The organism is Shewanella sp. 125m-1, assembly GCF_052977065.1.
Genome location: NZ_JBRILT010000018.1, coordinates 16,060 through 41,977 on the forward strand (window position 1 = coordinate 16,060; position 25,918 = coordinate 41,977).

General features: G+C 43.2%; 17 protein-coding genes. 8 read left to right on the top strand and 9 right to left on the bottom strand.

Annotated features, from left to right (window positions below; translation table 11 throughout):
- Positions 1–39: 39 nt before the first annotated feature.
- Entirely contained in the window at positions 40–1,191 is a 1,152-nt protein-coding gene (locus ACVBIK_RS10125) for an AI-2E family transporter (RefSeq protein ID WP_447161721.1), read from the top strand.
- A gap of 5 nt (positions 1,192–1,196) precedes the next feature.
- Positions 1,197–2,105: a class I SAM-dependent methyltransferase gene (locus tag ACVBIK_RS10130; protein ID WP_447164152.1), complete on the top strand. Its 909-nt coding sequence runs from the start codon at positions 1,197–1,199 to the stop codon at positions 2,103–2,105.
- Positions 2,106–2,683: 578 nt separating this feature from the next.
- Here the strand turns inward: ACVBIK_RS10130 and ACVBIK_RS10135 are convergent.
- From ACVBIK_RS10135 to ackA, 3 genes are all read right to left on the bottom strand, one after another.
- Positions 2,684–3,142 (bottom strand): hypothetical protein, encoded by a 459-nt coding sequence (locus ACVBIK_RS10135; RefSeq protein WP_447161733.1) that lies wholly within the window; start codon positions 3,140–3,142, stop codon positions 2,684–2,686.
- A 688-nt stretch (positions 3,143–3,830) separates the two neighbouring features.
- Positions 3,831–5,978 (bottom strand): phosphate acetyltransferase, encoded by a 2,148-nt coding sequence (gene pta / locus ACVBIK_RS10140; RefSeq protein ID WP_447164153.1) that lies wholly within the window; start codon positions 5,976–5,978, stop codon positions 3,831–3,833.
- 103 nt (positions 5,979–6,081) lie between these two features.
- Complete coding sequence (gene ackA / locus ACVBIK_RS10145; RefSeq protein WP_447161718.1) at positions 6,082–7,278, bottom strand: acetate kinase; 1,197 nt, start codon at positions 7,276–7,278, stop codon at positions 6,082–6,084.
- Positions 7,279–7,473: 195 nt separating this feature from the next.
- Between ackA and yfbV the strand changes: the two genes are divergently transcribed.
- Positions 7,474–7,917 (top strand): terminus macrodomain insulation protein YfbV, encoded by a 444-nt coding sequence (yfbV, locus tag ACVBIK_RS10150; RefSeq protein WP_447161717.1) that lies wholly within the window; start codon positions 7,474–7,476, stop codon positions 7,915–7,917.
- A gap of 24 nt (positions 7,918–7,941) precedes the next feature.
- On the opposite strand, the gene pflA is transcribed toward yfbV, so the two are convergent.
- Positions 7,942–8,682 (bottom strand): pyruvate formate lyase 1-activating protein, encoded by a 741-nt coding sequence (gene pflA, locus ACVBIK_RS10155; protein WP_447161716.1) that lies wholly within the window; start codon positions 8,680–8,682, stop codon positions 7,942–7,944.
- 64 nt (positions 8,683–8,746) lie between these two features.
- Entirely contained in the window at positions 8,747–11,029 is a 2,283-nt protein-coding gene (gene pflB / locus ACVBIK_RS10160; protein WP_447161715.1) for a formate C-acetyltransferase, read from the bottom strand.
- Positions 11,030–12,438: 1,409 nt separating this feature from the next.
- Between pflB and focA the strand changes: the two genes are divergently transcribed.
- The 3 genes from focA to yfcC all read left to right on the top strand — a co-directional run bounded on the left by focA (position 12,439) and on the right by yfcC (position 17,002).
- Entirely contained in the window at positions 12,439–13,386 is a 948-nt protein-coding gene (gene focA, locus ACVBIK_RS10165) for a formate transporter FocA (protein ID WP_447161714.1), read from the top strand.
- Between the two features lie 454 nt (positions 13,387–13,840).
- A complete protein-coding gene (panF, locus tag ACVBIK_RS10170; RefSeq protein ID WP_447161713.1) occupies positions 13,841–15,286 on the top strand; it encodes a sodium/pantothenate symporter in 1,446 nt (481 codons plus the stop codon).
- Positions 15,287–15,421: 135 nt separating this feature from the next.
- Positions 15,422–17,002 (top strand): putative basic amino acid antiporter YfcC, encoded by a 1,581-nt coding sequence (gene yfcC / locus ACVBIK_RS10175; protein WP_447161712.1) that lies wholly within the window; start codon positions 15,422–15,424, stop codon positions 17,000–17,002.
- A 104-nt stretch (positions 17,003–17,106) separates the two neighbouring features.
- Here yfcC and ACVBIK_RS10180 read toward each other — a convergent pair whose 3' ends face one another.
- The 3 genes from ACVBIK_RS10180 to ACVBIK_RS10190 all read right to left on the bottom strand — a co-directional run bounded on the left by ACVBIK_RS10180 (position 17,107) and on the right by ACVBIK_RS10190 (position 22,548).
- On the bottom strand, positions 17,107–19,830 hold the full coding sequence (locus ACVBIK_RS10180; RefSeq protein WP_447169604.1) for a TonB-dependent receptor domain-containing protein: 2,724 nt from the start codon (positions 19,828–19,830) through the stop codon (positions 17,107–17,109).
- A gap of 507 nt (positions 19,831–20,337) precedes the next feature.
- Positions 20,338–21,324 carry a TDT family transporter gene (locus ACVBIK_RS10185; protein ID WP_447169605.1) on the bottom strand — a complete coding sequence of 329 codons (987 nt, stop codon included), beginning with the start codon at positions 21,322–21,324 and terminating at the stop codon, positions 20,338–20,340.
- A 150-nt stretch (positions 21,325–21,474) separates the two neighbouring features.
- Positions 21,475–22,548, bottom strand: a complete 1,074-nt coding sequence (locus ACVBIK_RS10190) for a methyltransferase (RefSeq protein WP_447161709.1) — start codon at positions 22,546–22,548, stop codon at positions 21,475–21,477.
- A gap of 171 nt (positions 22,549–22,719) precedes the next feature.
- On the opposite strand from ACVBIK_RS10190, the gene ACVBIK_RS10195 reads away from it, so the two are divergent.
- Positions 22,720–23,412, top strand: a complete 693-nt coding sequence (locus tag ACVBIK_RS10195) for a TetR/AcrR family transcriptional regulator (RefSeq protein ID WP_447161708.1) — start codon at positions 22,720–22,722, stop codon at positions 23,410–23,412.
- Positions 23,413–23,442: 30 nt separating this feature from the next.
- On the opposite strand, the gene cysK is transcribed toward ACVBIK_RS10195, so the two are convergent.
- Positions 23,443–24,411 carry a cysteine synthase A gene (gene cysK, locus ACVBIK_RS10200; RefSeq protein ID WP_447169606.1) on the bottom strand — a complete coding sequence of 323 codons (969 nt, stop codon included), beginning with the start codon at positions 24,409–24,411 and terminating at the stop codon, positions 23,443–23,445.
- Between the two features lie 228 nt (positions 24,412–24,639).
- On the opposite strand from cysK, the gene ACVBIK_RS10205 reads away from it, so the two are divergent.
- Positions 24,640–25,917, top strand: a complete 1,278-nt coding sequence (locus ACVBIK_RS10205; RefSeq protein WP_447169607.1) for an RDD family protein — start codon at positions 24,640–24,642, stop codon at positions 25,915–25,917.
- The last annotated feature ends 1 nt before the right edge of the window (position 25,918 follow it).

The following is a 25,918-nucleotide window of genomic DNA, read 5'->3' on the forward strand; positions in this document are numbered from 1 at the left end:
CTATCAATATTATAGTGAATCAAGAAGGATTTTATTGTAATGACTCGATTTGAGAATCAAGGCGTGGCATTTAAGGGCTTTGCTATTTCAGCGTTTATCGTTGTTATTTTAGCAGGCATTAAAGCTGCTAGCCCGATTGTGGTGCCTTTTGTGCTATCAGTGTTTATCGCAGTGATTTGTAATCCAATGATCAGTTGGATGACACGTCACCGAACACCACGTGGCTTAGCTGTGCTGCTGCTGATGGTGTTTATTGTGTTGATGGGGCTATGGCTTGCATCGGTGGTGGGCACCTCGATTAACGAGTTTTCGAAACAACTCCCTTTTTACCGCGATCAGCTGATAGGGCATTTTTCTTGGGTAGTGGAGAAGCTCGCGTCGTTTAATATCCACATCTCCAAAGAGCAGATCTTGGCATATTTCGATCCTGGGGTCGCATTGTCGATGACGACAAATATGTTGTCTGGTGTGGGCAGTGTGATGGCTAACTTATTCCTGATTATTTTGACAGTTGTATTCATGTTATTTGAATCGAATGGTTTTTCGACCAAAATGCATTTGGCGCTGGACGATCCAGATATGCGCTTAAAGCAGGTAGACCGATTCTTACATTCAGTGAATCAATATATGGTGATTAAGACGCTAGTCAGTTTAGCGACCGGCCTTATTATTGGTGTTGGTCTTTACTTTATTGGCGTCGACTATGCTTTGCTATGGGGCGTGATAGCGTTTCTGTTTAACTACATTCCTAATATCGGTTCAATCATAGCCGCTATTCCTTCTGTACTATTGGCATTTATCCAATTAGGCCCTGGAGCGGCTGGTGGCGTGGCGTTATTGTATCTTGGTACAAATACGGTTATGGGCAATGCCGTTGAGCCTAGATATATGGGCAAGGGCTTAGGTTTATCGACCTTAGTGGTATTTTTATCATTGATCTTCTGGGGCTGGTTATTAGGCTCTGTAGGCATGTTATTGTCTGTGCCATTGACTATGATTGTAAAAATAGCTTTAGAGTCGAGCTCTGGCGGCCGCTGGCTAGCGGTGTTACTCGGTGATGATATCTCAGAGGCACAACTTCAAGAGGTAAAAGAGCCCGGATCAGCTACGTCAGAAAATGAACTGTTAGAAAGTAATCCGTTAGAGGGAGCTCAATTAGAGAGTTCAGAGTTAAAGAATAGAGAAAAGTGAGTTTGATGCAGTTATTTATTGAAGCAGTAAAGCAAGTTGAGCTGTCAGAAGATGTGAGCAGACTATTTCATGGGCGAGGAGGGCGTTTTAAAGGTTCAGAACATCTTTGTCTAGATTGGTTCTCACCTGTGTTGTTGTTAACCAGCTTTAAAGTGTTAGAAAGTGATGACTTGAGTCGCTTATGTGATGCGATAGAGCAGCGCTGGCTTGAGCTAAAAGGTGATGAACCACTGAATTTGGTGTTCCAGTATCGCCGAGGTGGAGAAACTCATACCGAGATCATTGAGGGGGAAGTCCCTGAGAAGCATATTGTCAGTGAAAATGGTGCTCATTTTCAAGTGCATCTTATGCGCGGTCAAAACCACGGCTTGTTTCTCGATATGCGTAATGGACGTCAATGGATCCGTGAACATAGCGCCCATAAAAAGGTGTTGAACCTGTTTGCTTATACCTGTGGTTTTTCAGTCGCAGCGCTGCAGGGTAAGGCTGATGAAGTCGTTAACATCGATATGAGTAAAGGTGCCCTATCTATAGGTAAACAGAACCATCTGCTAAATGATTTAAAAGCGGGGGCGCGTTTTCTTGGTCATGACATCTTTAAATCTTGGGGAAAGCTGACCAAACTCGGTCCATATGATTTGATCATTGCGGATCCGCCAAGTAATCAAAAGGGCAGCTTTGTCGCGACTAAAGACTATGCTCGCTTATTAAAGAGGTTGCCAGAGCTTCTAGCCGATGACGGTGACATGTTACTTTGTTTAAATGCACCAGAACTCAGTATTGAGTTTTTAATGGAGCAGGTTAACGAGTACAGTCCAAGCTTAGTTTTCTGTGAACAGCTTGATAACCCCGCGGTGTTTGAAGATATCGATCCTAACAAAGCGCTTAAAGTGCTACGTTACCAAAAGAGTTAGTCTGTAGACTGAGATCTTAAAAGCCAAACATCATGTTTGGTTTTTTTATGCCCTAACATTAAGAGGCTCTATTTGATGATGAGAGGAGGGCACTATTTGGTAGATTTTTTCGACGTATAAAGTTGGCTGTTAAGTTCATTTTTGAATTAAAAGGTGAAAGACTTTCATGTTGATCGACAGGAACACGTGCTTTATCGGGTTATTTTGTATTTAAGTGCTGCCTTTGAGTGCTATTTCTGAAAGTTTTCTGTAAGTCTCTTGGCGATGCTGTTATACTCGCGGTTAGAAACAAAGCATAATTGGCATGTTTTTAAAAAAAGGCAAAATGACACACTTTTGATGTCATGCCTTTGTACCCTACACCTTAATCAAAGATCCGGAGTTATTATGGAAGTTCAGGAATATGAAGGCGCATACTATCAACTACAAGATGAGATGTTAGAGTCTCTACCAGTTGAAATGGATGAAGAAGCGTTTTTAGATTAAGGACAATATCCTAAAGCCAGAAAATAGCTGAGCTTTAAAGATAAAATAGCAACCACTAGGTTGCTATTTTTTGTTGAGCTTGGAAGCTGGGTTTAGCCATTCACTTGGCGCTTTTCTGGCATGATTTCTACAATAATCCAGTTTCCCTGACGCTTGTGTAAACGAAGCGTACGATCATCAATCCAACTTCTTCCGCCACGTAAGCCTTTAATTTTGACGATGACAGTAACGTCATCGGTGAATTTTCTAAAGAAATCGATATCGACTTCATCTACTTCAAGCTCAACGTCTGTCATCGACAGGTTCAACATATTACGCTGCACTGAAGCTGCAATATAATAATGACTCAAGATCTCTTTAAGTGAGTCATCAACATAAAATTTGGCATTTTCCACATTTCTATCGATGTAAACCGCGCTTAAGAAGCCTATAGAGGTTAATTCTGGCGTTCTAAGGGATTGCTTGGCTGAAAGACTTGTGTCATTGCTGTGCTGCTCTGAGGGGCTACATGCTACAAGCCCTAAAATTGCTGCAAAAAGTAACGGTTTAATCATGTTATAAGTGATGAAGGATTTGCTGCAGTATTACGATTCTTTTGTATCAAGGCAAGTCATTCATAAAAGATCGCTTGAAAAGCTTGACCTAGATAAAGATCTGAGGCATATCTGTATAGATAGCTTAAACATGTTATCCACAGAATCTGTGGACAAGTATGTTGAAGACTATTTTTAACTTGTTTAAGTTGTTGATATATAGCAAGTAAAAGTGCTGGTTATTTTTTGACTCATTCCTGGTTTCCCTCTTTTTTCGCCTGCAATCTTTGTTAATAGCTAACTTAATACTTGTATTAGCGATCTCTCGATTTATTTTTATCCCTATCAAGAAGCCTTATCTATCTAGTGGATTTATTTCAGATTAACTTGACGTTATTCAATGGTAATCACTCATGATTACTCCGAACTTTCTATACAGCGTTTTCACTAAACGGATTTTCTACATACCGACTTGGTACATACAAACTCTCTATTTACTGACGTTCCTTATACTGAGAGGGTTGTCTTTAGGGATGTTGCATGAGGTCGACTGACAATAAAGTAAGTTTATTATTGAGAAGGATTTTTTTGCCATATGCGGCAGAAGCGCTCAAAGACAGGCACTGCACTCCTGAAATCGCCATATCGATAGATACAAAAAAGCCTGCTGATGCAGGCTTTTTAATGGCTTGATTAGATAGGCTAATTAAGCTTGTTCGTTTTGTGCCGCTTGAATTGCTGTTAGTGCAATCGTGTAAACGATATCGTCAACTAATGCGCCGCGAGATAGATCGTTCACTGGCTTACGCATACCTTGAAGCATTGGGCCAATAGAGATCAAATCAGCACTACGTTGTACCGCTTTGTAAGTTGTATTACCCGTGTTTAGATCTGGGAATACAAATACTGTCGCTTGGCCTGCTACAGGGCTGTTAGGCGCTTTAGAGCGAGCAACGTTTGGCATAACAGCTGCATCGTACTGAAGAGGACCGTCGATGATAAGATCTGGGCGCTTCTCTTTTGCAATACGGGTCGCTTCACGTACTTTATCGACATCAGAGCCAGTGCCTGAACTACCTGTTGAGTAACTGATCATTGCTACACGTGGCTCGATACCAAATGCAATTGCAGATTCTGCAGATTGAATTGCGATATCAGCTAATTGCTCAGCACTTGGATCTGGGTTAATTGCACAGTCACCGTAGATGTAAACTTGATCAGGCATTAGCATGAAGAAGATAGAAGACACTAGGCTTGAACCTGGTGCAGTCTTAATTAACTGTAGTGGTGGACGAATTGTGTTAGCTGTAGTGTTAACCGCACCCGATACGATACCGTCTACTTCACCTTGAGCAAGCATCATAGTACCTAGTACCATGTTGTCTTCTAATTGCTCTTTAGCAACAACTTCAGTTAGACCTTTACCACGACGTAGCTCTAGCATAGCTTCAACGTAGCGACCACGAGATGCTTCCGGATCAACGATTTCTACGCCATCACCTAATACAACGCCTTGCTGAGTAGCAATACGTTCAATTTCTTCGCGGTTACCTAAAAGAACACAACGAGCGATACCACGTTCAGCACAGATAGCTGCAGCTTCGATGGTTCTTGGCTCATCACCTTCTGGTAGCACAACAGTCTTACGCGCAGCTCGAGCAAGTTCAGTTAGCTTGTAACGGAATGCTGGTGGCGATAAACGGTGCTCACGTGGAGAGTTTTTAGTGATGCTCTCAACCCAGTTTTGGTCGATATGGCTAGCAACGTACTCTTGAACTTGTTCAATACGTACCGCATCATCTACAGGCACTTCATGATCAAAACGCTGAATGTTTAGCGCAGTTTGCCATGTGTTAGTATCGATTAAGAATACTGGTAAGCCAGTTTCAAAAGCTTGCTCACAAAGTTCCATGATCTGTGGTTCAGGCTCATAACCGCCTGTTAGCAACAAGGCGCCGACTTTTACGCCGTTCATTGATGCAAGACAAGCTGAAACGATAACGTCTGAGCGGTCGCCTGAAGTCACTAATAGTGAATCAGTTTTAATATGAGAAACCATATTAGGGATGCTGCGTGCACAGAAAGTCACTTTGCGCATACGGCGAGTGTTCATCTCACCAGCGTTGATGATTTTAGCGCTCAAGTGCTTAGCAAGATCTGATGCACGTGGTGCAACAAGATCTAAGTTGTAAGGCACGCTACCTAAAATACGTAGTGGGCTCTTACCTGGCAGTTGGAACATGCTCGCTGCATCTGGGCGTTGCAGTTCGTCGTGATCAAATACTTCTGATAGATCTGGACGTGCACGGCCTTCGTCATCAACCGGTGCGCCAATCTTGTTGACGATAGCACCGATTAAACGTTTGTTTTCGCTACCACCCCAAGAGTTGTGTGAAATCTCTAGGCGGTTCATTAATGCTGTTGCACTTTCGTTACCTGGAGTGGCAACAAAAATGATATCAGCATCAAGTGCTTTAGCGATTGCATGGTTAACATCGCTAGAGAAAGGGTGATTACGAGTTTGGACTAAACCTTCAACGATCAACGTTTCAGTATCATCAGCGCATTCTGTTGCACGAGCAATGATCTGCTCCATCAACACGTCAGTTTGGTCTGCACGAATTAGTTTTTCTGCATGCTCCATCTCGAATGGCTCGAGTGGATTAACGGTTGGAGACTTGCTCAAAATAGTCGTTGAGCGCTCTGGACCATTGTCGTTTGGACGTTGCTGGGCGATTGGTTTGAAAAAGCGTACTTTAACGCCATGGCGTTCAAGTGCACGAACCATACCTAGGCTGATGGAAGTTAAACCAACGCCTGTACCCACTGGAATGAGCATAATGTTACGAGACATATTGACCTCTTGAAACTCGGTGATGCCATACAAGGTATGGCTAAAATCTATACAGCGCTAACAGCAGCTAATACGAGGTATTAGCTGCATTTTGTTGCTTAAATTACTTGATTAGTTCGATTGCGTCTTGCGCAATAACCCACTCTTCATTAGTTGGGATAACCATAGCAACTGTACCTTCGTCGGTAGTGATCTTGCCACCATTACCAAAACGTGCAGCAGCGTTACGCTCTTTATCAACGTTGAAGTTGAAAATCGCTAGAGAGTTAAGTACTTTCTCACGGATTAGGTCAGAGTTTTCACCGATACCGCCAGTGAATACTACAGCGTCTAGACGCTCTAGTGGCACAGTGTAAGAAGCGATGTACTTAGCTAGACGGTAGCAGAAGATTTCTAGTGCTAGCGTTGCGCCTTTATGACCACTTTCGAAACCTTCTTCGATGCCGCGGCAATCGTTAGTTAACTCAGAAATACCGAGTAGACCACTTTGCTTGTTCAGTACAGATTCAACTTCATCTAGCGTGTAACCAAGACGGTTAACTAGGTGGAAGATAACTGAAGGATCAACGTCACCACAACGTGTACCCATTACCAAACCTTCTAGTGGAGTTAGACCCATAGAAGTATCAACACTCTTACCGCCTTTAATAGCAGTAACAGACGCGCCGTTACCTAAGTGAGCACAAATGATGTTTGTGTCAGCTTCATCTTTACCTAGTGCAGCAGCAGCTTCGCGGCTGATGAATAGGTGGCTTGTACCGTGCATGCCATAGCGACGGATAGCATTTTCGCGGTATAGCTTGTATGGAAGCGCGTAGATGTATGCTTTTTCTGGCATAGTTTGGTGGAACGCAGTATCGAACACAGCTACTTGTGGTAGTTGTGGGAAAGATGCTTGCGCTGCACGAATACCGATTAGGTGAGCAGGGTTGTGAAGTGGTGCTAAAGTTGCACAATCTTCAATACCGTGAATCACAGAATCGTCAATAATGACTGAGTGAGTGAACTTCTCACCACCGTGAACAACGCGGTGACCAATTGCTTGGATCTCTGCAGCGATTTCTGGGTGAGCACCTAGAATGTCTTTAACAATGTATTCAACAGCTTCTCTGTGAGCAGTGAAAGCACCTAGGCTCGCTTCACTTTTCTGGCCGTTAACTTTCCATTTGATTCTTGAATCTTCAAGACCAAAACACTCAGCTAGACCTGAAATTTGGTCATCGCCAGAAAGCGCATCAATTACTGCAAACTTTAGAGATGAACTACCGCAGTTAAGCACCAATACCAGTTTGTTTGACATGTTTAAACCTTTCGCAATAAAGGGTGAAGCCGTTTGACTCACCTAATAACAAAACTTCATATGGCAACTATAGCCGAAGTCGTAAAGTATGCTCTTTAAAAGAGCAAAATTGTGTCTTACTCTGCGCTAGCCCTTGGGGCAGGCCGAGTGTTTATGCTAAAGTTAGGCTGTTAATTTTATTTATAGGTGCCATCGTTGAGCATTCAAGTTCTCAAAACATTGGGCGAAGGTCGTCGTTATATGAAAACCTGGCCTATGGTTCGACAACTCAGTTTTTACTTTCCTGAGTATCGCGTTATGCAAGCGACTAAACTTGCATTGCCTTTAATGCCTGTGTTGGCTATTTTGGCGGCAGCGAGTCAGCTGTATCTTCATGGTTGGGGCTATCTGCCCCAGGCCATAACCATCGCATTATTCTTTATCAGCTTGCCTATTCAAGGCTTACTCTGGTTAGGCTGGCGTTCTCGCCACCCTTTACCCTTATCTCTGCTTGACTGGGGTAACCAACTATCGACTAAATTATTGCAAATGGGCGTTAATTGTCGACCACTTGGCGCTAAAGCCTGTTACTTCGATATGGCGTTAATACTAAAAGCGGCTTTTGAACGCTTAGATGCCAGTTATTGGGAAGAACTTTAGTTTAGCGCTGAGGATTAAACGCGGTTAATAAACTGCGTTTATTCCCATATCGGTAAAGACTTTCTTAATCTGTTCCATGGTTTCGGTGCTTGGCGGAGAAATAGTATTAAGTTCATATTTCTCTCCCATGGCTTCCCATTTATGTTTGCCTAGCTCGTGGTAAGGGAGTAACTCGACCTTTTCCACGTTAGTCATAGGCTTAATAAATTCAGCTAACGCTTGAGCTGATGGGATATCGTCGGTATAGCCACCAACAACCACATAGCGAATCCATGTTGTTTGCCCACGCTTATGCAAATATTCTGCAAACTGCAGCGTGCGCTGGTTGCTGACATTGGTCAGAGCGATATGCTGTGCATCATCAATCTGCTTAATATCTAGCATCACTAAATCTGTATTATCGAGAAGTTCATCGATAATGGGGGTGTGTTTACGAACGAAGCCATTAGTATCAAGACAGGTATGAATACCTTCTTTTTTACAGGCTTTGAAAAGTTCAGCAACAAAATCAGCTTGTAAAATCGCTTCTCCGCCGCTTGCGGTCACACCACCGCCACTGGCTTCAAGAAAAGGTCGATAACTAATGATTTGACTCATTAAGTCATCGACTTTCATTTCTTTACCACCGTGTAAGTCCCAAGTGTCGCGGTTATGGCAGTATAGGCAGCGCATTAAGCAGCCTTGCATAAAGGTGATAAACCGAATGCCTGGGCCATCTACTGTTCCAAAAGATTCGATAGAATGAATCCGACCGATAACTGCCATTGATACTCCTGTTAGGCTGACGTGTGCTTTGCACAACATCAGCCGAATCGACACTTAAATTAACTTACAGACCTTTAGTAAAGGTACGGGTAATAACGTCTTGCTGTTGCTCTGGTGTTAGTGAGTTAAAGCGTACTGCATAACCAGAAACACGAATTGTCAGCTGTGGGTACTTGTCTGGGTTAACCACGGCATCTTCAAGCATTTCGCGGTTCATTACGTTAACGTTTAAGTGTTGACCACCTTCACGGCTATCGTTATGTGCGAAGTAACCATCCATAAGCGCTGCAAGGTTAGTCTTACGTGCATCATCATCTTTACCTAACGCGTTAGGAACGATAGAGAATGTGTAAGAAATACCGTCTTGTGCGTGAGCAAATGGTAGTTTAGCAACTGATGTTAAAGAAGCAATTGCGCCTTTCTCATCACGACCGTGCATTGGGTTAGCACCTGGAGCGAATGGTGCGCCAGAACGACGACCGTCAGGTGTGTTACCTGTCTTCTTACCATAAACCACGTTAGAGGTAATAGTTAAGATAGACTGTGTTGGGATCGCGTTACGGTACATCTTCATGTTACGGATCTTCGCCATGAAGCGCTCAACCAATTCAGTTGCGATATCATCAACACGTGGGTCGTTGTTACCGAACTTTGGATAGTCGCCTTCGATGTCGAAATCAACAGCAATGCCATTTTCATCACGGATTGGCTTAACTGTTGCGTACTTAATCGCAGCAAGTGAGTCAGCAGTGATAGAAAGACCTGCGATACCACACGCCATAGTACGACGTACGTCACGGTCATGAAGCGCCATTAGAGCAGCTTCATAAGAGTACTTGTCGTGCATGAAGTGGATAGCGTTAAGTGCAGACACATACTGTGTAGCAAGCCAGTCCATCATAGTGTCTAAACGACCCATAACGTCATCATAGTTCAGTACTTCGTCTGTGATTGGAGCAGACTTAGGACCGATTTGAGCGTTAAGTTTTTCGTCAACACCACCGTTAATAGCGTAAAGCATCGTCTTGGCAAGGTTGGCACGCGCGCCGAAGAACTGCATGTGCTTACCAACAACCATTGGGCTAACACAACAAGCGATAGCGTAATCGTCAGATTCGAAATCTGGACGCATTAGGTCATCGTTTTCGTACTGGATAGAGCTAGTATCGATAGATACTTTAGCCGCGTACTTCTTGAAGTTTAGTGGTAACTGCTCAGACCATAGAACCGTGATGTTTGGCTCTGGGCTAGGACCCATGTTGTATAGAGTGTGCAAGAAACGGAAGCTTGACTTAGTAACAAGTGTACGACCGTCAAGACCCATACCCGCGATAGACTCTGTTGCCCAGATTGGGTCGCCAGAGAATAACTCATCGTATTCTGGAGTACGTAGGAAACGAACCATACGTAGCTTCATTACGAAATGGTCAACCATTTCTTGAGCTTCTTGCTCAGTCAATGTGCCATTCTTAAGATCGCGTTCGATGAACACATCTAGGAAGCTAGAAGTACGACCTAAAGACATAGCCGCGCCGTTCTGGCTCTTAACTGCAGCTAGGTAGCCGAAGTAAGTCCACTGGATAGCTTCTTTAGCGTTAGTCGCAGGTAGAGAGATGTCGAAGCCGTAGCTTGCTGCCATCTTCTTCATTTGACCTAGTGCTTTGTGCTGTTCTGCAATTTCTTCACGAAGTTGCATAGTGTAAGACAAGTCTACGCCAGTTTCGAAATCAGACTGTAGAGATCCGAATTGAGCAAACTTGTCTGCCATTAGGAAATCAATACCGTATAGTGCGATACGACGGTAATCACCAATGATACGGCCACGGCCATATGCATCTGGTAAACCAGTCAATACGCCAGACTTACGACAACGCATGATTTCTGGAGTGTAGATGTCAAACACACCTTGGTTGTGTGTCTTACGTAGTTCTGAGTATACGTACTTAACGTCAGCATCTAGTTCGCGGCCGTATGCAGCACAAGAACTTTCAACCATACGAATACCACCGTTAGGCAACATAGCACGCTTTAGTGGCGCTTCAGTTTGCAGACCAACGATAGTTTCTAGATCTTTAGTAATGTAACCGGCTTCGTGAGAAGTGATTGTTGATACACGTGAAGTATCAAAATCAACAGGTGCGTGAGTGCGGTTCTCTTCCTTAATGCCAACCATAACTTTGTCCCAAAGTTCGGTTGTTGCTTCAGTAGCACCAGCTAGGAAAGACTCATCGCCTTCATAAGGAGTGTAGTTAGCTTGAATAAAGTCACGCACATTGACTTCAGTTTTCCAATCGCCAGCGGTGAAACCTTCCCACGCGGTTGCAAACTGTTCAGTTTTATCGGTCATCGTACTATTACCTTCTGTTTTAGATAAAGGTTATTGGGTATCGATAAGGCTCAAAAACGAGGCGTGCGATACACCAATAGCTAAGTCTTAAACGCCCCAAAAGGCTGGAAGCCTAATTTAACTTGGCGCGTTTTCGAAGTGAATTCACTTCATTGTAATCTGTATTGGTTAACCATCTTTCGTTCCCCAGTATATATTCTGACTGAAGATGTGGAATTGGTAAGACCAATTAACCATGAATATATTAGCATAACCTAGGATGCGCTGCACTTAAATCAGCTTCCAATTGCTTGAGAAATGCAAAAACTGTTACCAAGGTAGCACTTTTTGCGCGAACGAGGTTTTAACGCCCGATCTTATTTGCTTGAGTTTAAAACTGGTCTGATTTTCGCAAGTGATTTTTCGTCTAGTGTAAAGTCACCTAACACTAGCCATTAAAAAATCGAACGGCGATAAATCTCATTAGATTAAAGGCCATATAGATGCCTTATTATGTGACGGCGGTATGAATTATAGATGAAATAAACGCCAAGTTAAGGCTGTTAACAATGTGATAGTCATTATCTGAAGCGGCAAAGCGTTGAGTGTATTTCTAAGCTTAATAGTGGTGCGCGCACGAAAGATTGCATGGATTGCATATAATAAACATTTGTTTCTAAGGCTTAACCACAAGGTTTTTGAAGGCGTTAATGGTTTCGCTTTGCGGTGTCAAAGTGAGGTCGCCTGGTGTTTTTGACCTCTATGGTAAGGGCTGAGTAGATTAATATCTTGCTATTGTTGCTACATTATCAGTCTTCTGTATCGGCTAAAAATTAGCTCTGCTAGCACGAGTGGTTTATTGGGTTAGTGTAAATCAATCTAAATCTAACTCTGGCTGTTGCATTCTATTTTGGCTATGGAACCAAAATATAGGAGCTAAGCTATTACAAAAAATGGAGATCAAGCGTTGTGCTTACGGCCTCGTTATTTTACGTTACCCTATGCAGATAAGTGAGCAAGATAAAGTCATTAGATTGTTGTGTAACTGGAACGGTTTGGCTGCGTGGTAGATAGAGGTTAGTACTGTTCACTGAGCGCTGAACACTGCTTTTTAGTTTGTTAACTTTGAGAGCCAGTACAATAAAATAGACAGAGTTAGATCTAGATTAAACTATGATTATATTTCCCTATATTAGTAAGGCGTTTTTAATGCCTTTAGTTTGCAGCTATGTTATCTTACCAAACTTAAAATGCAATTGGTCAGACCAATTTACCTTTCGGGTTTATCTATTAACTGATTGTCATTGATTTTACACAAGTTATTTCTAGGCTTATTTTATAGTACGTGATTGATGATTACGGGTGTTGTGGAGAAAGTTTATGCGATTTGTATGCAGTTTTAACAAAGTTAGTGGCTTTAGGTGGGCACAATGACAGTTAATAATCAGCAAAGTCAAAGTGTTCAGGTAGAAGGTTCACTTCAAACGTCTAATGCTAACCCTGCGGCTAAGGTGAGTCTTACTCAACAAGCAGCCCTCTACGGTGCAGATAAAGTAACCAAATCTAAATGGCAATCTTTTGGCCTAGCGATATTTGCAGGTGCATTTATTGCTTTAGCGTTTGTTTTTTACATTACTGTTACTACAGGTAGCGACGGTTCTTGGGGGCTAACGCGTTTCGTTGGCGGACTCGCTTTCAGTTTAGGTTTAATCCTTGTTGTGGTTTGCGGGGGAGAACTGTTTACCAGTACCGTGCTAAGTAGCGTGGCGTGGGCTCAAAAACGTGTGGGTCATATCGCATTGCTGAAGTGTTGGGCTAGAGTTTATGCTGGTAACTTTGTTGGCGCTATGCTCATGGTGTTACTGATCACTCTGGCTGGCATGTATCAGCTTGATGGTGGTCGTTGGGGCTTGAGTGCACTGAACATTGCACAGCACAAATTACACCACACCTGGACCCAAGCTTTTGTATTGGGCATTTTGTGTAATATTATGGTGTGTCTTGGGGTGTGGATGACATTCGCTACTAAAGATGTACTGACAAAAGTTGTACTCATTATGTTACCCGTTGCTATGTTCGTAAGCAGTGGTTTCGAGCATAGCATTGCCAATATGTTTATGGTTCCGTTAGGGATTGCAATTCAACAGTTGGCCGATCCTGCTTGGTTTGAAGCGTTGAATATCAGCCGTGAGCAGTTTGCTGATTTGACCGTAATGAATTTTGTTCTAAATAACCTTATCCCTGTCACCTTAGGTAACATTGTTGGTGGTGGTGTGTTTATAGGTTTAGGCTATTGGATGATAGAGAATGGCGCTAATCGTTATTCTGCTCAAGACAATCCACAGCAGATTGCGCCAAAGACGAACGCTGACAATTAAGCGAGTAGGCTAATAGCCGCATTCGAAAACAAGCAGTTCATTTTTATGAGCTGCTTTTTTTTTACCCATCAAATAGTTTATGGCATGCTTAATACTGAAGTCGCAGCGATTAATTGTGACATTACGCAATAATTTAATGGTTAGTTTGTTTTCCCATCATGTTTCTAACGCTGTTTGTCAGCGGCTGCTGGTATCACTCATTAATATTGATTAAAATCCCGCGCCTAACTCTTCCATTGCGTGACTGCCTGCAATTATATGCGCTTGCTTACAAAAACCTCACTCGTGCTGACCTTTAGTTACTTTTTTCTCTGGTGCTTTGGCCCTTTATGGCTGAGAGAACTGGGAAGTTGGTTCGGTTTACCCCTATGGTTTTGGTTTTCCTGTATTGCAGCACCAATTTTATTGATAGTAAGTCTTAGCTTTTTCCTGACCAATATGGCTGACAAACAAGATGACTAGTTTGCTTCCCGTGCTTATTTATCTCGCTTTGAGCCTGGTTGTCACCCGTGTATGGAGCGCACGTCAATCTAAACAATCTCAGGCACTGCATGAAGATAAAGCCAAGCGCTTCTTCATAGGCGGTCCGTTTTTGGGGGGGCCGTTACTGGCACTCACCTTAGTTGCAACTTATACCAGCGCAGGCTCTTTTATTGGGGGGCCAGGGGCGGCGTATAAGTTTGGTTTGGGCTGGGTTTGGTTAGCACTTATTCAAGTACCTGTGGTTATTCTTACTCTGGGGGTTTTAGGGCCTAAATTTCTTGCGCAAAAAAAGCAATACAGCACCATTATTGAATGGCTAGATATTCGCTATAAAAGCACAGGATTAAGCATTATTGCCATGTTGAGCTTAGTCGTCGGCTTTATTGCCATGATTTCGGTGCAATTTATAGGTGGTGCGCGGTTACTTTCTGGTGTGACAGGCATTAGCTACGAGTTAGGCCTAGCGGTATTTGTCATCACGGTAATGGCTTACACAATTACTGGTGGCTTTAGAGCTGTGGTGCTTACCGATGCACTGCAGGGTATGGTGATGTTAGTGGGACTGATGATATTACTACTGGTGATCCTTACGCAGCCAGAGCTCAGTGCGCAGCTTAGCGAGGAAACGGCAAAAGCACCTCAGTTACTTAGCCCTCACGGCATGGGTGACTATCTTGGTTGGCCAATGATGCTCTCATTTTGGGTATTGATCTGTTTTGGTACAATGGGCTTGCCACACACGATTGTCAGGTTACTCGCAGTTAAAGATAACCAATCATTAAAGCGCGGTATGATTTGGGGAACGTTAATCTGTTTCTTGATGACATTACTGCCGCATCTTTGTGGATTTTTAGGGCGTGCATTATTTCCAAACCTTTCAGTTCCCGATGAAATTATGCCCACCTTAATTGCAGAGTTAATGAGCCCATTTTGGGCGGGTATTTTATTAGCGGCGCCGATTGCTGCGGTCATGTCATCGGTTGATTCAATGTTGCTCCAATCAGCGGTAAGCATTGTGCGTGACGGCGTGGTGAAAACCCGACCGAAGATGAGTTCAACAGCTCAAGTTCGTTTGACTCAAGTAGTGATGGTACTGATCACTGCCTTAGCCTGCTTTTGGGCAATAAAACCGCCGGATATGATTGTTTGGATTAATCTTGCGGCTTTTGGTGCACTGCAAGCGGTATTTTTATGGCCGATTATAGCCGGGTTATTTTGGCCTAGTGTGAATGGGCAAAGCGCTTTAGTGGCGATGTGCAGTGGTATGGCAAGTTATCTCGCGCTGCAGTGGCAAGCACCACTGACATTCAATATTCATCCTATTGTCCCCGCGCTGCTATTCTCGCTATTGATGTTAGTGATTAGTCATGTCATACAGTTATCACGAGCAAAACGTTCACTGCAGAATGATTATTAAGCTGTATTGCAAGCCTGTTGTAAGCATATTGTAAGACTAGGGTAAGCAGTAAGCTGTCTAAGGTTAACCCATTGCTGGAAAAGGGTTGGCCATTGGTTTATATTTGCCGCCATATAATAATAAAATGGTGGCATAATGGACCCTGTTAGTACTTCAAATGACACAACTAATCAAACGGTTAGTCATGGTGTTGCTCAATCATCTGAGCAAGCCTCTCAACTGCGTAAATCATGGCAAATGCCTGATACCTTAGTCATTATCTTTTTTGTTGCAATCGCGGCTGCGATTTTGACCTACTTTGTTCCAATTGGCTCGTTTCAGACTCAAGATGTCAGCTATGTTGTTGATGGGGTAGAGAAGAGTCGAAGCGTTATTGATCCCAATTCTTTTACGTATGAAGTTGATGAACTGGGCGAGCCTATTCTACAGCCTGTTGCGTTATTTGAAGGCCATGGAGGCGTTGGCTTTTTTAATTTTGCCTTCGAAGGTCTCGTTTCAGGGTCTAAGTGGGGCAGCGCCATTGGCGTGATCATGTTTATGCTCGTGATTGGCGGCGCTTTTGGCATTGTGATGGCAACAGGTACCATAGATAACGGGATTTTGAAGCTAATAGATGCCACACGTGGCAAAGAAGGCTTGTTTATTCCGGTTATATTTATCCTGTTTTCACTTGGCGGTGCGGTATTTGGTATGGGGGAGGAGGCGATAGCCTTTGCCATTATTATCTGCCCGTTAATGATCCGTTTAGGCTATGACGGCATCACCACTGTAATGGTCACCTATGTGGCAACTCAAATTGGCTTTGCCGCATCTTGGATGAACCCGTTTAGCGTTGCTATTGCACAAGGCATTGCTGGCGTACCTGTATTATCGGGCTCGGGCATGCGCTTTATTATGTGGACAGGTTTTACCTTGATGGGCGTAATCTTCACCATGCGTTATGGTGCAAAAGTAAAAGCCAAACCTGAGCACTCTTTCAGTTATCAAAGTGATAGTTATTTTAGAGAAAACCAAAAGCAGGCCAATTTAGAGAGCCGCTTTAATCTTGGTGATATCTTAGTGTTATCGACTATCGTTGTGACCGTTGCGTGGATCATCTGGGGGGTGATAGCAAAGGCTTGGTTTATCCCCGAAATAGCCAGTCAGTTTTTTACCATGGGTATTATCGTCGGTTTAATCGGTGTGCTGTTTAAGCTAAATAACATGAATATTAACACCGTTGCAGTGAGCTTTAAGCAGGGCGCTGCCACCATGCTTGAACCTGCTGTGTTAGTGGGTTGTGCATCTGGTATTTTGTTGTTACTAGGTGGTGGTGATGCTAAAACACCAAGTGTATTGAATACCATTTTAAGCGCCGCAGGTGAGTTTATCGGTCAGCTGCCAAGTGTGATGTCAGCTTGGTTTATGTTTGTGTTTCAATCGGTGTTTAATTTCTTTGTGACCTCTGGTTCAGGTCAGGCTGCACTCACCATGCCGCTCATGGCACCGCTGGCTGACCTTGTAGGTGTCACACGTCAAGTTGCCGTATTGGCTTTTCAGCTAGGTGATGGCTTTACTAACGTTCTAGTGCCAACGTCTGCAACCTTGATGGCAACTCTGGGTGTATGTCGAGTGGATTGGGGGCAGTGGCTTAAGTTTATTTGGCGCTTTATGTTGGCGTTATTTACTGTATCGAGCGTGATTGTTATCGCTGCGCACTATATGGGATTTAGTTAAGCGAGAATAGATTGAAACGTAAAATGAACTGATAAAAAACGGCATCTTAGGATGCCGTTTTTAGTGTGAGTAAAGCGATAGTTAGCTCTTAAGTAAGTGCTTGCTTAGAACTTCACTTCACCTTCAACAAACCACTCACGACCACGTGCATTGTATATGCTGCGTGGGTAGTGCGGCCATGATGTTGCAGTTGGGTCAAAGTTAGGGCCTGCATCAAACAAGTTAACAACACCCGCTTTAACTTTTATTGAATCAGAGATGGTGTAACCTGTCGTTAGGTTCCACTTAGTTTGCGAGGCAACTTCATGGTCCTCTTCAATAAATACATCGCCTGCGGCTTCTGCAGCTTCTTTGAAAGACTTATATTGTGAACCGTGCATGCGCGCAGTGTGGTAAGCGCCAAGTGTCGCCTCAAAGTCTTCAATGAAATAACCAAGTACTAAGTTGGCACGGTACTGTGGCAAACCACCGTTTTCGATATCATCTTCAATAGGGTCGCTCTGAGTTAGCTGATACTCTGAATTCAAGATATAGGTACCGCTAAAGTTAAGCTTTAGTTCACCAAAATTATTTAGATCCCAGTTATAGCCAGCAGTTAAATCAAAACCACGTACTTCTTGGTACGCCAAGTTTTGGGCTGTTGCATTGATATGAGTAATGGTGCCATTATCGTCACGGGTGATCATGTCTTCATACAGCTCATATTCACGAGCAGCTTGTGAAGCACTGATGTCACTTACCATGTCGTCAAGCTTCCACTCCCAAAGATCGAACGATGCGTTAAATGAATCTCCGCCCCATACCGCGCCAATGTTTGCTGTGTAACCTGTTTCAGCTTCTAAGTCTTGGTTAGCACCAGTTGTGGTATCGATGTGAAGTTCATTACAGATAGCATTGAGGTTTTCATCTGGGTAACTTGTACCTGGTGTTCCGCCCATCGCTTGGCACTGCTTAAAGTCAATAACGGTGTTAAAGCCGTTTGTAGGATCGCCATATACGCGGTGCATATCTGGAGCGCGGAAAACTGAGCTCCAAGAACCACGAACAAGTAGCTCTCTTAATGGACGATACTCAACTGCGATTTGTGGTGAAAGGTTACCACCAAAATTGTCATAGTGGTCATAACGAAGCGCCGCATCAATGGTTAAGTCATCCAGCACTGGAATACTCAATTCTGCATAGGTTGCCCAGTTTTTACGCTCACCAGCACCTGACGAACCGCCTTTACCTAAGATGTTACCGTTTTTAGATTCAGAGTCTGAGTCTGTTGAGTAGTCTTGTATCGTGTATTCAGCACCGTATGCGAACATCACCTCGCCAGCGTCCATATCAAATAGTGCGCCTGTGATATTTGCTTGAATGTTCTTCTGTGTTGATTGAGCGCGCTCAAAAGAGCTGTAAGATGCTCTTTCTGCATCTTCTGCAGACATGTTTTCTAGTAGAGAGTTACCATTCTCACCGGCAGTTATGTAGTTAAACATACCAGCTACAGTCGCGTTACCGTTGCCAAATACATCAACACTGGTGCGGCCATAGTTAACTGATGCATCCCAGCTATATTCATCAGCAATCATGCCTTCAAGACCAGCGGTGAAGAAATAGTTGCGGGTCTTGGTTTCAGTTGTGCGGTTACCTAATTCATGTAAGCGACGAGCATAGTAGTAATCACCATCTTCAGCATTGGCAAAGTCACCGTTTAGTGCGGTTGACTTATCATCAAAGACCTTGCTGAGGTAGTTATCTGCGCCAACTTGGCCATAGCTAACCGTTAATTGATCGCCATCAACAGCAATATCGTAGTCATCGATTGCAGAAGGTTCGATATTAGTAACAGATTTAGCTTCTGCAAAATCTAAACGACCCACAAAAGTCACATCTTCAGCAAGTTCATAGTTAAAGATGGTTGAGCTGATAAAGCGTGTGCTTTCTGGTTGTAAGTCACGCCATTGAGAACGGTCGAATCCACAAGTGCTACCAGTCCATAGGAAACCACCAGCTTCACATTCGGCAGGGGTCAGTACGCGTTGACCCGTTGGTGTCACACCATCTACAGCTACACCTGCGATTCTGGCACCGTATGAACTGTAGCTTGAAAAGTCACTGTGAGGGACTTTGTCAGTATGTAAACCGAAGTTTTCTCTATCTGTTGCTTTTAGTGACTCATTGTCTGTAAATTCGATAAAGCTTGAAACGTTACCTTTGTCAGAAGAAGCACCTATCGATAGTGCAACGCGATCGTTGCCTCCGCCACCATTTGTTGTATCGCCGTGACGATATTTAACCGCAACACCTTCGAAATCTTTTTTCAAGATGATATTGATGACACCACCAACGGCATCGGCACCATAAATAGCTGAACCGCCTGACTGCAAGATCTCAATGCGTTGAACTGCTTCCATCGGCAGGTTTGCTGTATCAACGAAATTATCAGTACCGCCAGCGGGCTTTGGATATTGGTTTAATCTTTTGCCATTGATCAGTGTCAATGTACGGTTTGCACCTGCGCCGCGAAGGCTAATAGAAGAAGCGGCAGGTGTGAAGCCATGAACTGATTGCGTCGTCATAGCACCTGTAGATGAGGTTAAGCTTTCTAAGGCATCTTGAATGCTAGTGAAGCCCTGATTAGCCATTTCATCAGCACTTAACACTGTAACAGGTGTTGCTGTTTCCATATCGCTACGCTGAATACGAGAACCCGTCACCTGGATGCGTTCTACATTTTCATCATCAGTTGCTGCAAGTACTACTGGCGAGCTTAGTGCAGCAGCCGCTGCACCTGTTGCTAACGCAAAGCGGATCGCTTTGGCCAATCTTGAGTTACGCTTCATATTGTTTACTCCCTTGGAACTTATAATAGTTATATGTTTTGTTTAGGTTCTGCTTCTTAAGATGTTGCAAATGTATTTAAAAAGAGGTCCCGAGAGTGGATGTAAGCACAACTAAATAACTGGGGCAACATGCTATTTACAGGTGTTGTGTGCGCAAGTCTTTACGTTAATTTACGAGTGAGTAACATGCTCGTAACTGTGTTGTGGCTTCGGTGTTTTTCGTGTAACTAAGTTGGTGTTGCTGTTGTCTATTTTGTTGTGAAGGTTTACTTGGTGTGATCATTTTGTTTTTACTTGTGGCGCTTACTGTTACTGATGTTGGTGTGTTTTTGCTGAGTGTTAAGCTGTATACGCGTTAGTGTAGCGTCCTATATAAAAAACCCTAAGTGTGAGGGTGGTCACACTTAGGGTTTCGGGGAGTAGGTGTTGATGGTAAATGTTACATTTAGTTTACCGGTTTTAAAGGCTAAATGAGGAACACCTAAGTGGCGTAATTAACATCATTTTTTAAGCTGTAACTCGACCAAGAATGCTTGTCTTATAATGGATTAAGTATTTTATCGCAACATAGGTAACAACGAGCGTTGCAACGATAAGCTCAAATTTTGCAGCGATGAGTAAGTCAAAAGAGAGCGCACTGCTACCGTATGTTGCAACGACCCAGTTAACGGTTTTAAATAAAGCTGTAGCACCAATAACCATAGGAAAGGTGAATGCGGCGTAACCTGGTGAGAAAGGCAATCGGAGTAAGTGAAAGAAAGCCAAATAAATTACGCTGGTCATTAGCAATGCAAGCGTGAGTAATACACCCACTATAATCAATGAAGGTTGAGCTGAAATTGTTAAGTAACCAGCCAAAGAAAGGCTAGCGGGTGCAGCTAAAATTGCGATGGTAGGTTTAGCGGCTTCAGCAATGGGTTCACAGAAGATCAAACGATAGAGCATGATAGGCAGCATCACTAGATAGCTCAGCATGCCAAAGGTAAGAATTGCATCTGCTAACCATTGATACTGCATTTCAGCACCATGAGGAAAAGAGACTGCGGCAACAATAATACCGATAGGTGGCACAAACCAACTTGGTACCATATGGTCGAGTTTAAAATCGATGGCACGGTAATAGACGAATAAGGTTAAAAATACCATATGAATGCCAATCGCTAATAACCATATTACTACAGCAATACTGTGATTAAAGTGCCCGATGGCAGCTGAAACCACCATGAGTCCCATCGCAAAAGTAGGGATGACACTACCCACGACAGGATGAGTTAATTCTTGCATCAGCACTTTGGGGTGAAGCACGAATTTGGCGACTAACATCAATAACATAACACTCGCGATTGAAGCGCCAGCTAATTGAGCCTGACCACCAAAACTCGGCATCATACTTTCCCATGCCCAACCTAAGCTACCAATAGCCAGTGCAAGGCCTGCCATAGGGCTAGGTAAACGTGATACTCGGTGTCTTAATTTTGTGTGTGATGTGGCCATAGTATTATCCTGGAATCAATCTTATAAGCTTATTTTAGAACCGTTACTTGGTAATTAAAATTGAAACTAAATTAATCTTAACTTCAATTTTATTGATTAAGTTGGCCCGATTCTTGGTTCTTGATTTTGACTGATGGTTTTATTAGGTGATTAAGGCTTGAGCTTACAACGGAGTAAGGTGTGGCCTAGACCAATGTTGTCAATATCTTCATCAACAAATAGCCCTGCTTGGCTGATTAGCTTAAGTAAGGTTTTACTGTGATACATGCGGCTGTTGCCGTTGGCGATGGCGGTAAAGTATAAAGAGGTTGCGTTGACGCAATAAGCACCGGCCTCAAAGGGCTGACGATCCCAGAAGGTTTCTAAGATACAAAGTTCACTGCCTGGCTGCATGACCGATGCAGCACGTTTTAAAATACTCAGGATTTCAGCTTCGGAGAAACAATCTAAGAATTGGCTCATCCAATAAAGATCACCCTTTTCACAAAAGGGTTTATTTTCATCGAGCAGATCGGTGACATAGGCATTAACTCGGTCAGATACTCCGGCATTCACTGCGTTTTCCATTGCGACCTGTAATTGACCGGGCAGATCCATAATGGTGATCTGGACCTGGCTGTCATAGCCTGTGCAGGCCAATGCCCATTTTCCAGTATTACCGCCCACATCGACAATATGTTTGGGTTTAGCTTGAAAAATTAAAGGAAGCAGCGATTCAAACGCATGATCTGAGTAGTAGTGATCAAACTCAAACCAGCTTTTTTTTATCTCATCGGGAAGTTGACTCAAACCTGGGTAAATCGTTGGCCAGTCGCCAAGGGAGCTTAATCCTTTAGGCTTACCTTCTTTTAACGACGCTTCTAGTTCAAATAAACCTTGATAGCACACATCATGGGTAAAGTTTAAGTTGGTTTTTGCCATATCATCATGCAGCAAAAAATGGCCAATTTTATCTAATACATAAGCGTCTTCATTTAAATAGAGCAGACCCATACTGAGTCCCATATCGACCAATACTCCCACAGCATACGCTGATAACTCAGATTGCTGTGCCAAGCTATTTACGCAGCAGCCTTTATCGCCGCTTTCGGAGATGAATTGTAAAAGGTTAAATTTTAGAAGACAGCGTGCTACTTGAAAGCTAATTGGTGCAAAAGCAATTTTTTGTGCTTCAAACTTTGCATCAAAAGCACTAATAGAAAGGGGGGAGCGATAAAAAGACATAAGTTAAACCAAGTTAAGCTTCTAGAGTATTAGTGGAGCCAAATTTTACATGTTACAGTTTGTTTATTGTTTGAAGTTGATCTGACTTCAGACGCTTACCTGTGTGCCTCACAAGGTATGAAGCGAGATTAATGGTGAACCCTGCGTATTTTTAGTCTGAAGGAAGTTGATATGCTCGTACCTCTGACCTATGTCGGTCGACAATCAAGCCGCAGTGATGGCCAAGCTCGGCGTATAGAAATTTTAGAAGCCACCTTACGGTTAATCGTCAAAGAGGGGATCCGTGGTGTTCGTCATCGCGCAGTGGCCAGTGAGGCTAATGTACCGCTCTCTTCAACCACCTATTATTTCGATGACATTAAAGATCTGATCAGTGATTCGTTAACCTATTTTGCTGAAAAAACCTTGTGGATGAATAAGGCATTAGAACAAAATAGTTACGCGTTGGTAGAAAGTGTCATATTGGAGCAGCAAAGGGCTGATGAGCAACAGGTCAAAGCATTTATTATTGATCATTTAAGCCAATTCATTGGCGAGCATATAAAAGAGCAGTTATCACATCGAGACGATAGAATACTTGAGCTTGCATTCCATGAAGAAGCATTGCGTAATCCTCAGCTTGCTTTGGCCATCAGCTTATTAGATGAGACGTTTCAGACCAGCATTAAGACATTTTTTAGCACTATGGGTTCTTGTACCGCTCATGCGGATGCATATCAAATATTAGCGATTATTAAGTTGCTAGAATATCAATATCTTATTCGCGGCAGTATCGACGAAAAAGAGATGTTGGAAATTATTCGCTCGAGTGTGAACCACATAGTTAAAGCGATTACAGTCAAAGCAATAAAAAACCCAAGCTAATGCTTGGGTTTCTTGGCAATTGGCTACAGTTTACTGTACGTTTTCAGCGTCGCTAAACTGGCCTTGGAACAGGGCTGATGATAAGTAACGCTCTGCTGCTGAAGGTAGAATAACTATGATATTCTTGCCTTCAAATTCAGGTAATGCAGCGATACGGTTAGCGGCTACTACAGCTGCGCCCGAAGAAATACCCACTAAGATCCCTTCCTCTTTCATCAAACGTTGAGCCATTTCAATAGACTCTTCATTGGTTACCGCTTCAACGCGATCAATAAGGGTTAGATCTAAGTTTCCAGGGATGAAGCCAGCGCCAATACCTTGGATCTTGTGAGGTCCAGGTTGTACCGTTTGGCCAGCTAAAGTTTGTGCGATAACGGGTGAGTCAACAGGCTCAACAGCAACCGATGTAATCGCCTTACCTTGAGTGTTTTTAATATAGCGGCTCACGCCGGTAATTGTACCGCCCGTACCGACACCCGCAACAACAACATCGACTTCACCGTCGGTGTCATTCCAAATTTCTGGTCCAGTCGTTTTTTCGTGAATTTCTGGGTTAGCAGGGTTATTAAACTGCTGTAATAGGACATACTTTTCAGGATCTGATTGACGGATCTCTTCCGCTTTATCAATAGCGCCCTTCATGCCCTTAGCGCCTTCAGTCAAAACAAGGTTAGCGCCAAGTGCTTTAAGTAATTTTCTACGCTCTAAACTCATGGTGTTTGGCATAGTTAAAGTCAATTTGTATCCGCGAGCGGCAGCAACATATGCTAGAGCGATACCAGTATTGCCTGACGTTGGCTCAATAAGCTCTTGCTCTTGAGTCAGCTGACCTTTTTTCTCTGCATCCCAAATCATATTGGCACCGATACGGCACTTAACACTGAAACTTGGGTTACGCGCTTCTACTTTAGCAAGCACTCTACCATTGCTCACACGATTTAGACGGACAAGAGGGGTGTTACCAATTGTTTGTGAATTATCTTCAAAAATTTTGCTCATGGATTGCTTGCTCCTTTATATGCACAGCTAAATCATAATAGGCTTTCACAGCAATAGAAGTGATAGTTTGTTCTTCATTATGCTTTTTAGTTATTAAAGCGTTTGCTGTTATACATAAACGTCAGGTTTAAACAAAAAATATTATGTTAATGTTGTGTAAGTCAAGTCGATTACATTCAATAAAATTAACGGTTTATATGCCTATTGTAAAAGGTGATGAGGGTTTTGATGAACCAACAGAAAATAACTAAGCAGGATGATCCTAAGACCTGGGTAACACCATTTGCCTTTGATGTGGCGCCCAATATTCTTTACTTGCCATTAGCAAGTCCGGTTAAGCGAGGCTTAGCTATGATGGTCGATGGACTGTTGGTAGCTGTATTAGCCGAAAGCGCAGGCTGGATTTTTGTTGTACTGGTACTGGGTACGTTAATTATCCAAAAACAGAGTAAAACCGTGGGCAGAGTGTTTAAGTGGGGCTTATACCTACTGATGTTGCTTGCGTTGGTCTCGGCACTAGTGGGCTACTATGGCGATGTCACGGCTGACTTATCTGAACAAGGCAGTGACCTAACCAGCAATCGTCACCAACTGCAGCCAGAAAATAGTGACGCAGACTTAGCAACTTTGACTGAAATGATAGGCTACATCCCGGCCGTTTTTGTGGCGAGTCAATGTGAGGATTTAGCCTGTGCACAATCGAAGCTGGCCGAAGTGGAGCAGGCATTATCTCAATCAAGTTTACCAGCCGCAAAGCAGACAGAAATCATCAATGACTTAGTCGCAGGGTTACCGCTTTCGAGTATTGAGAAGCAACCGCTTTATCGACAGCAGGGGCTTGAACAAGTTGCGCCGCACGTTAATGATTCAGATCTTAATGACTCAGACTTACATGACGCTGCCGTCAATAAGCTAGACGTTAATCACTCAGATGCTAATGGCTTAGGTGTTGATGATGTAGGCGTTAATGATTTAAACATCAATTCAAATACTGCGATGAGTACCAATCCCGCCATAAATAAAGATACCATTATTAAAGCAGCCAAAGACTTAGATCTTGAGATTGGAGCTGGTTTTCCTGAGTCAACAGTCATTGAAGATGAGGACTCGACAACCAGTCCACTGGCATGGATAAAAGGCCTGTTAAACGATCTGGGTCTAGGCTTTGGTTGGGCAGCTTTTTATTTTACAGTGTTCACTGCCTGGTTTGATGGTCAAACTTTAGGTAAAAAACTATTTGGTATTCGTGTTATTCAGCTCGATGGCACTAAAATTTCACTCTGGGATGCATTTGGTCGTTATGGTGGCTACGCAGCTGGCTTTACCACTGGTTTATTGGGTTTTTTCCAAATTTACTGGGATGCTAATAGACAAGCGATTCAAGATAAAATCTCGGCAACTGTGGTTATCGATGTGCGTAAAACAAAGCATGAAGTGGCACTGGAACATGCATCTATTGATAACAAGTTTGTTAACTCTGATATCGAAAATGGTGCAAACATTTGAC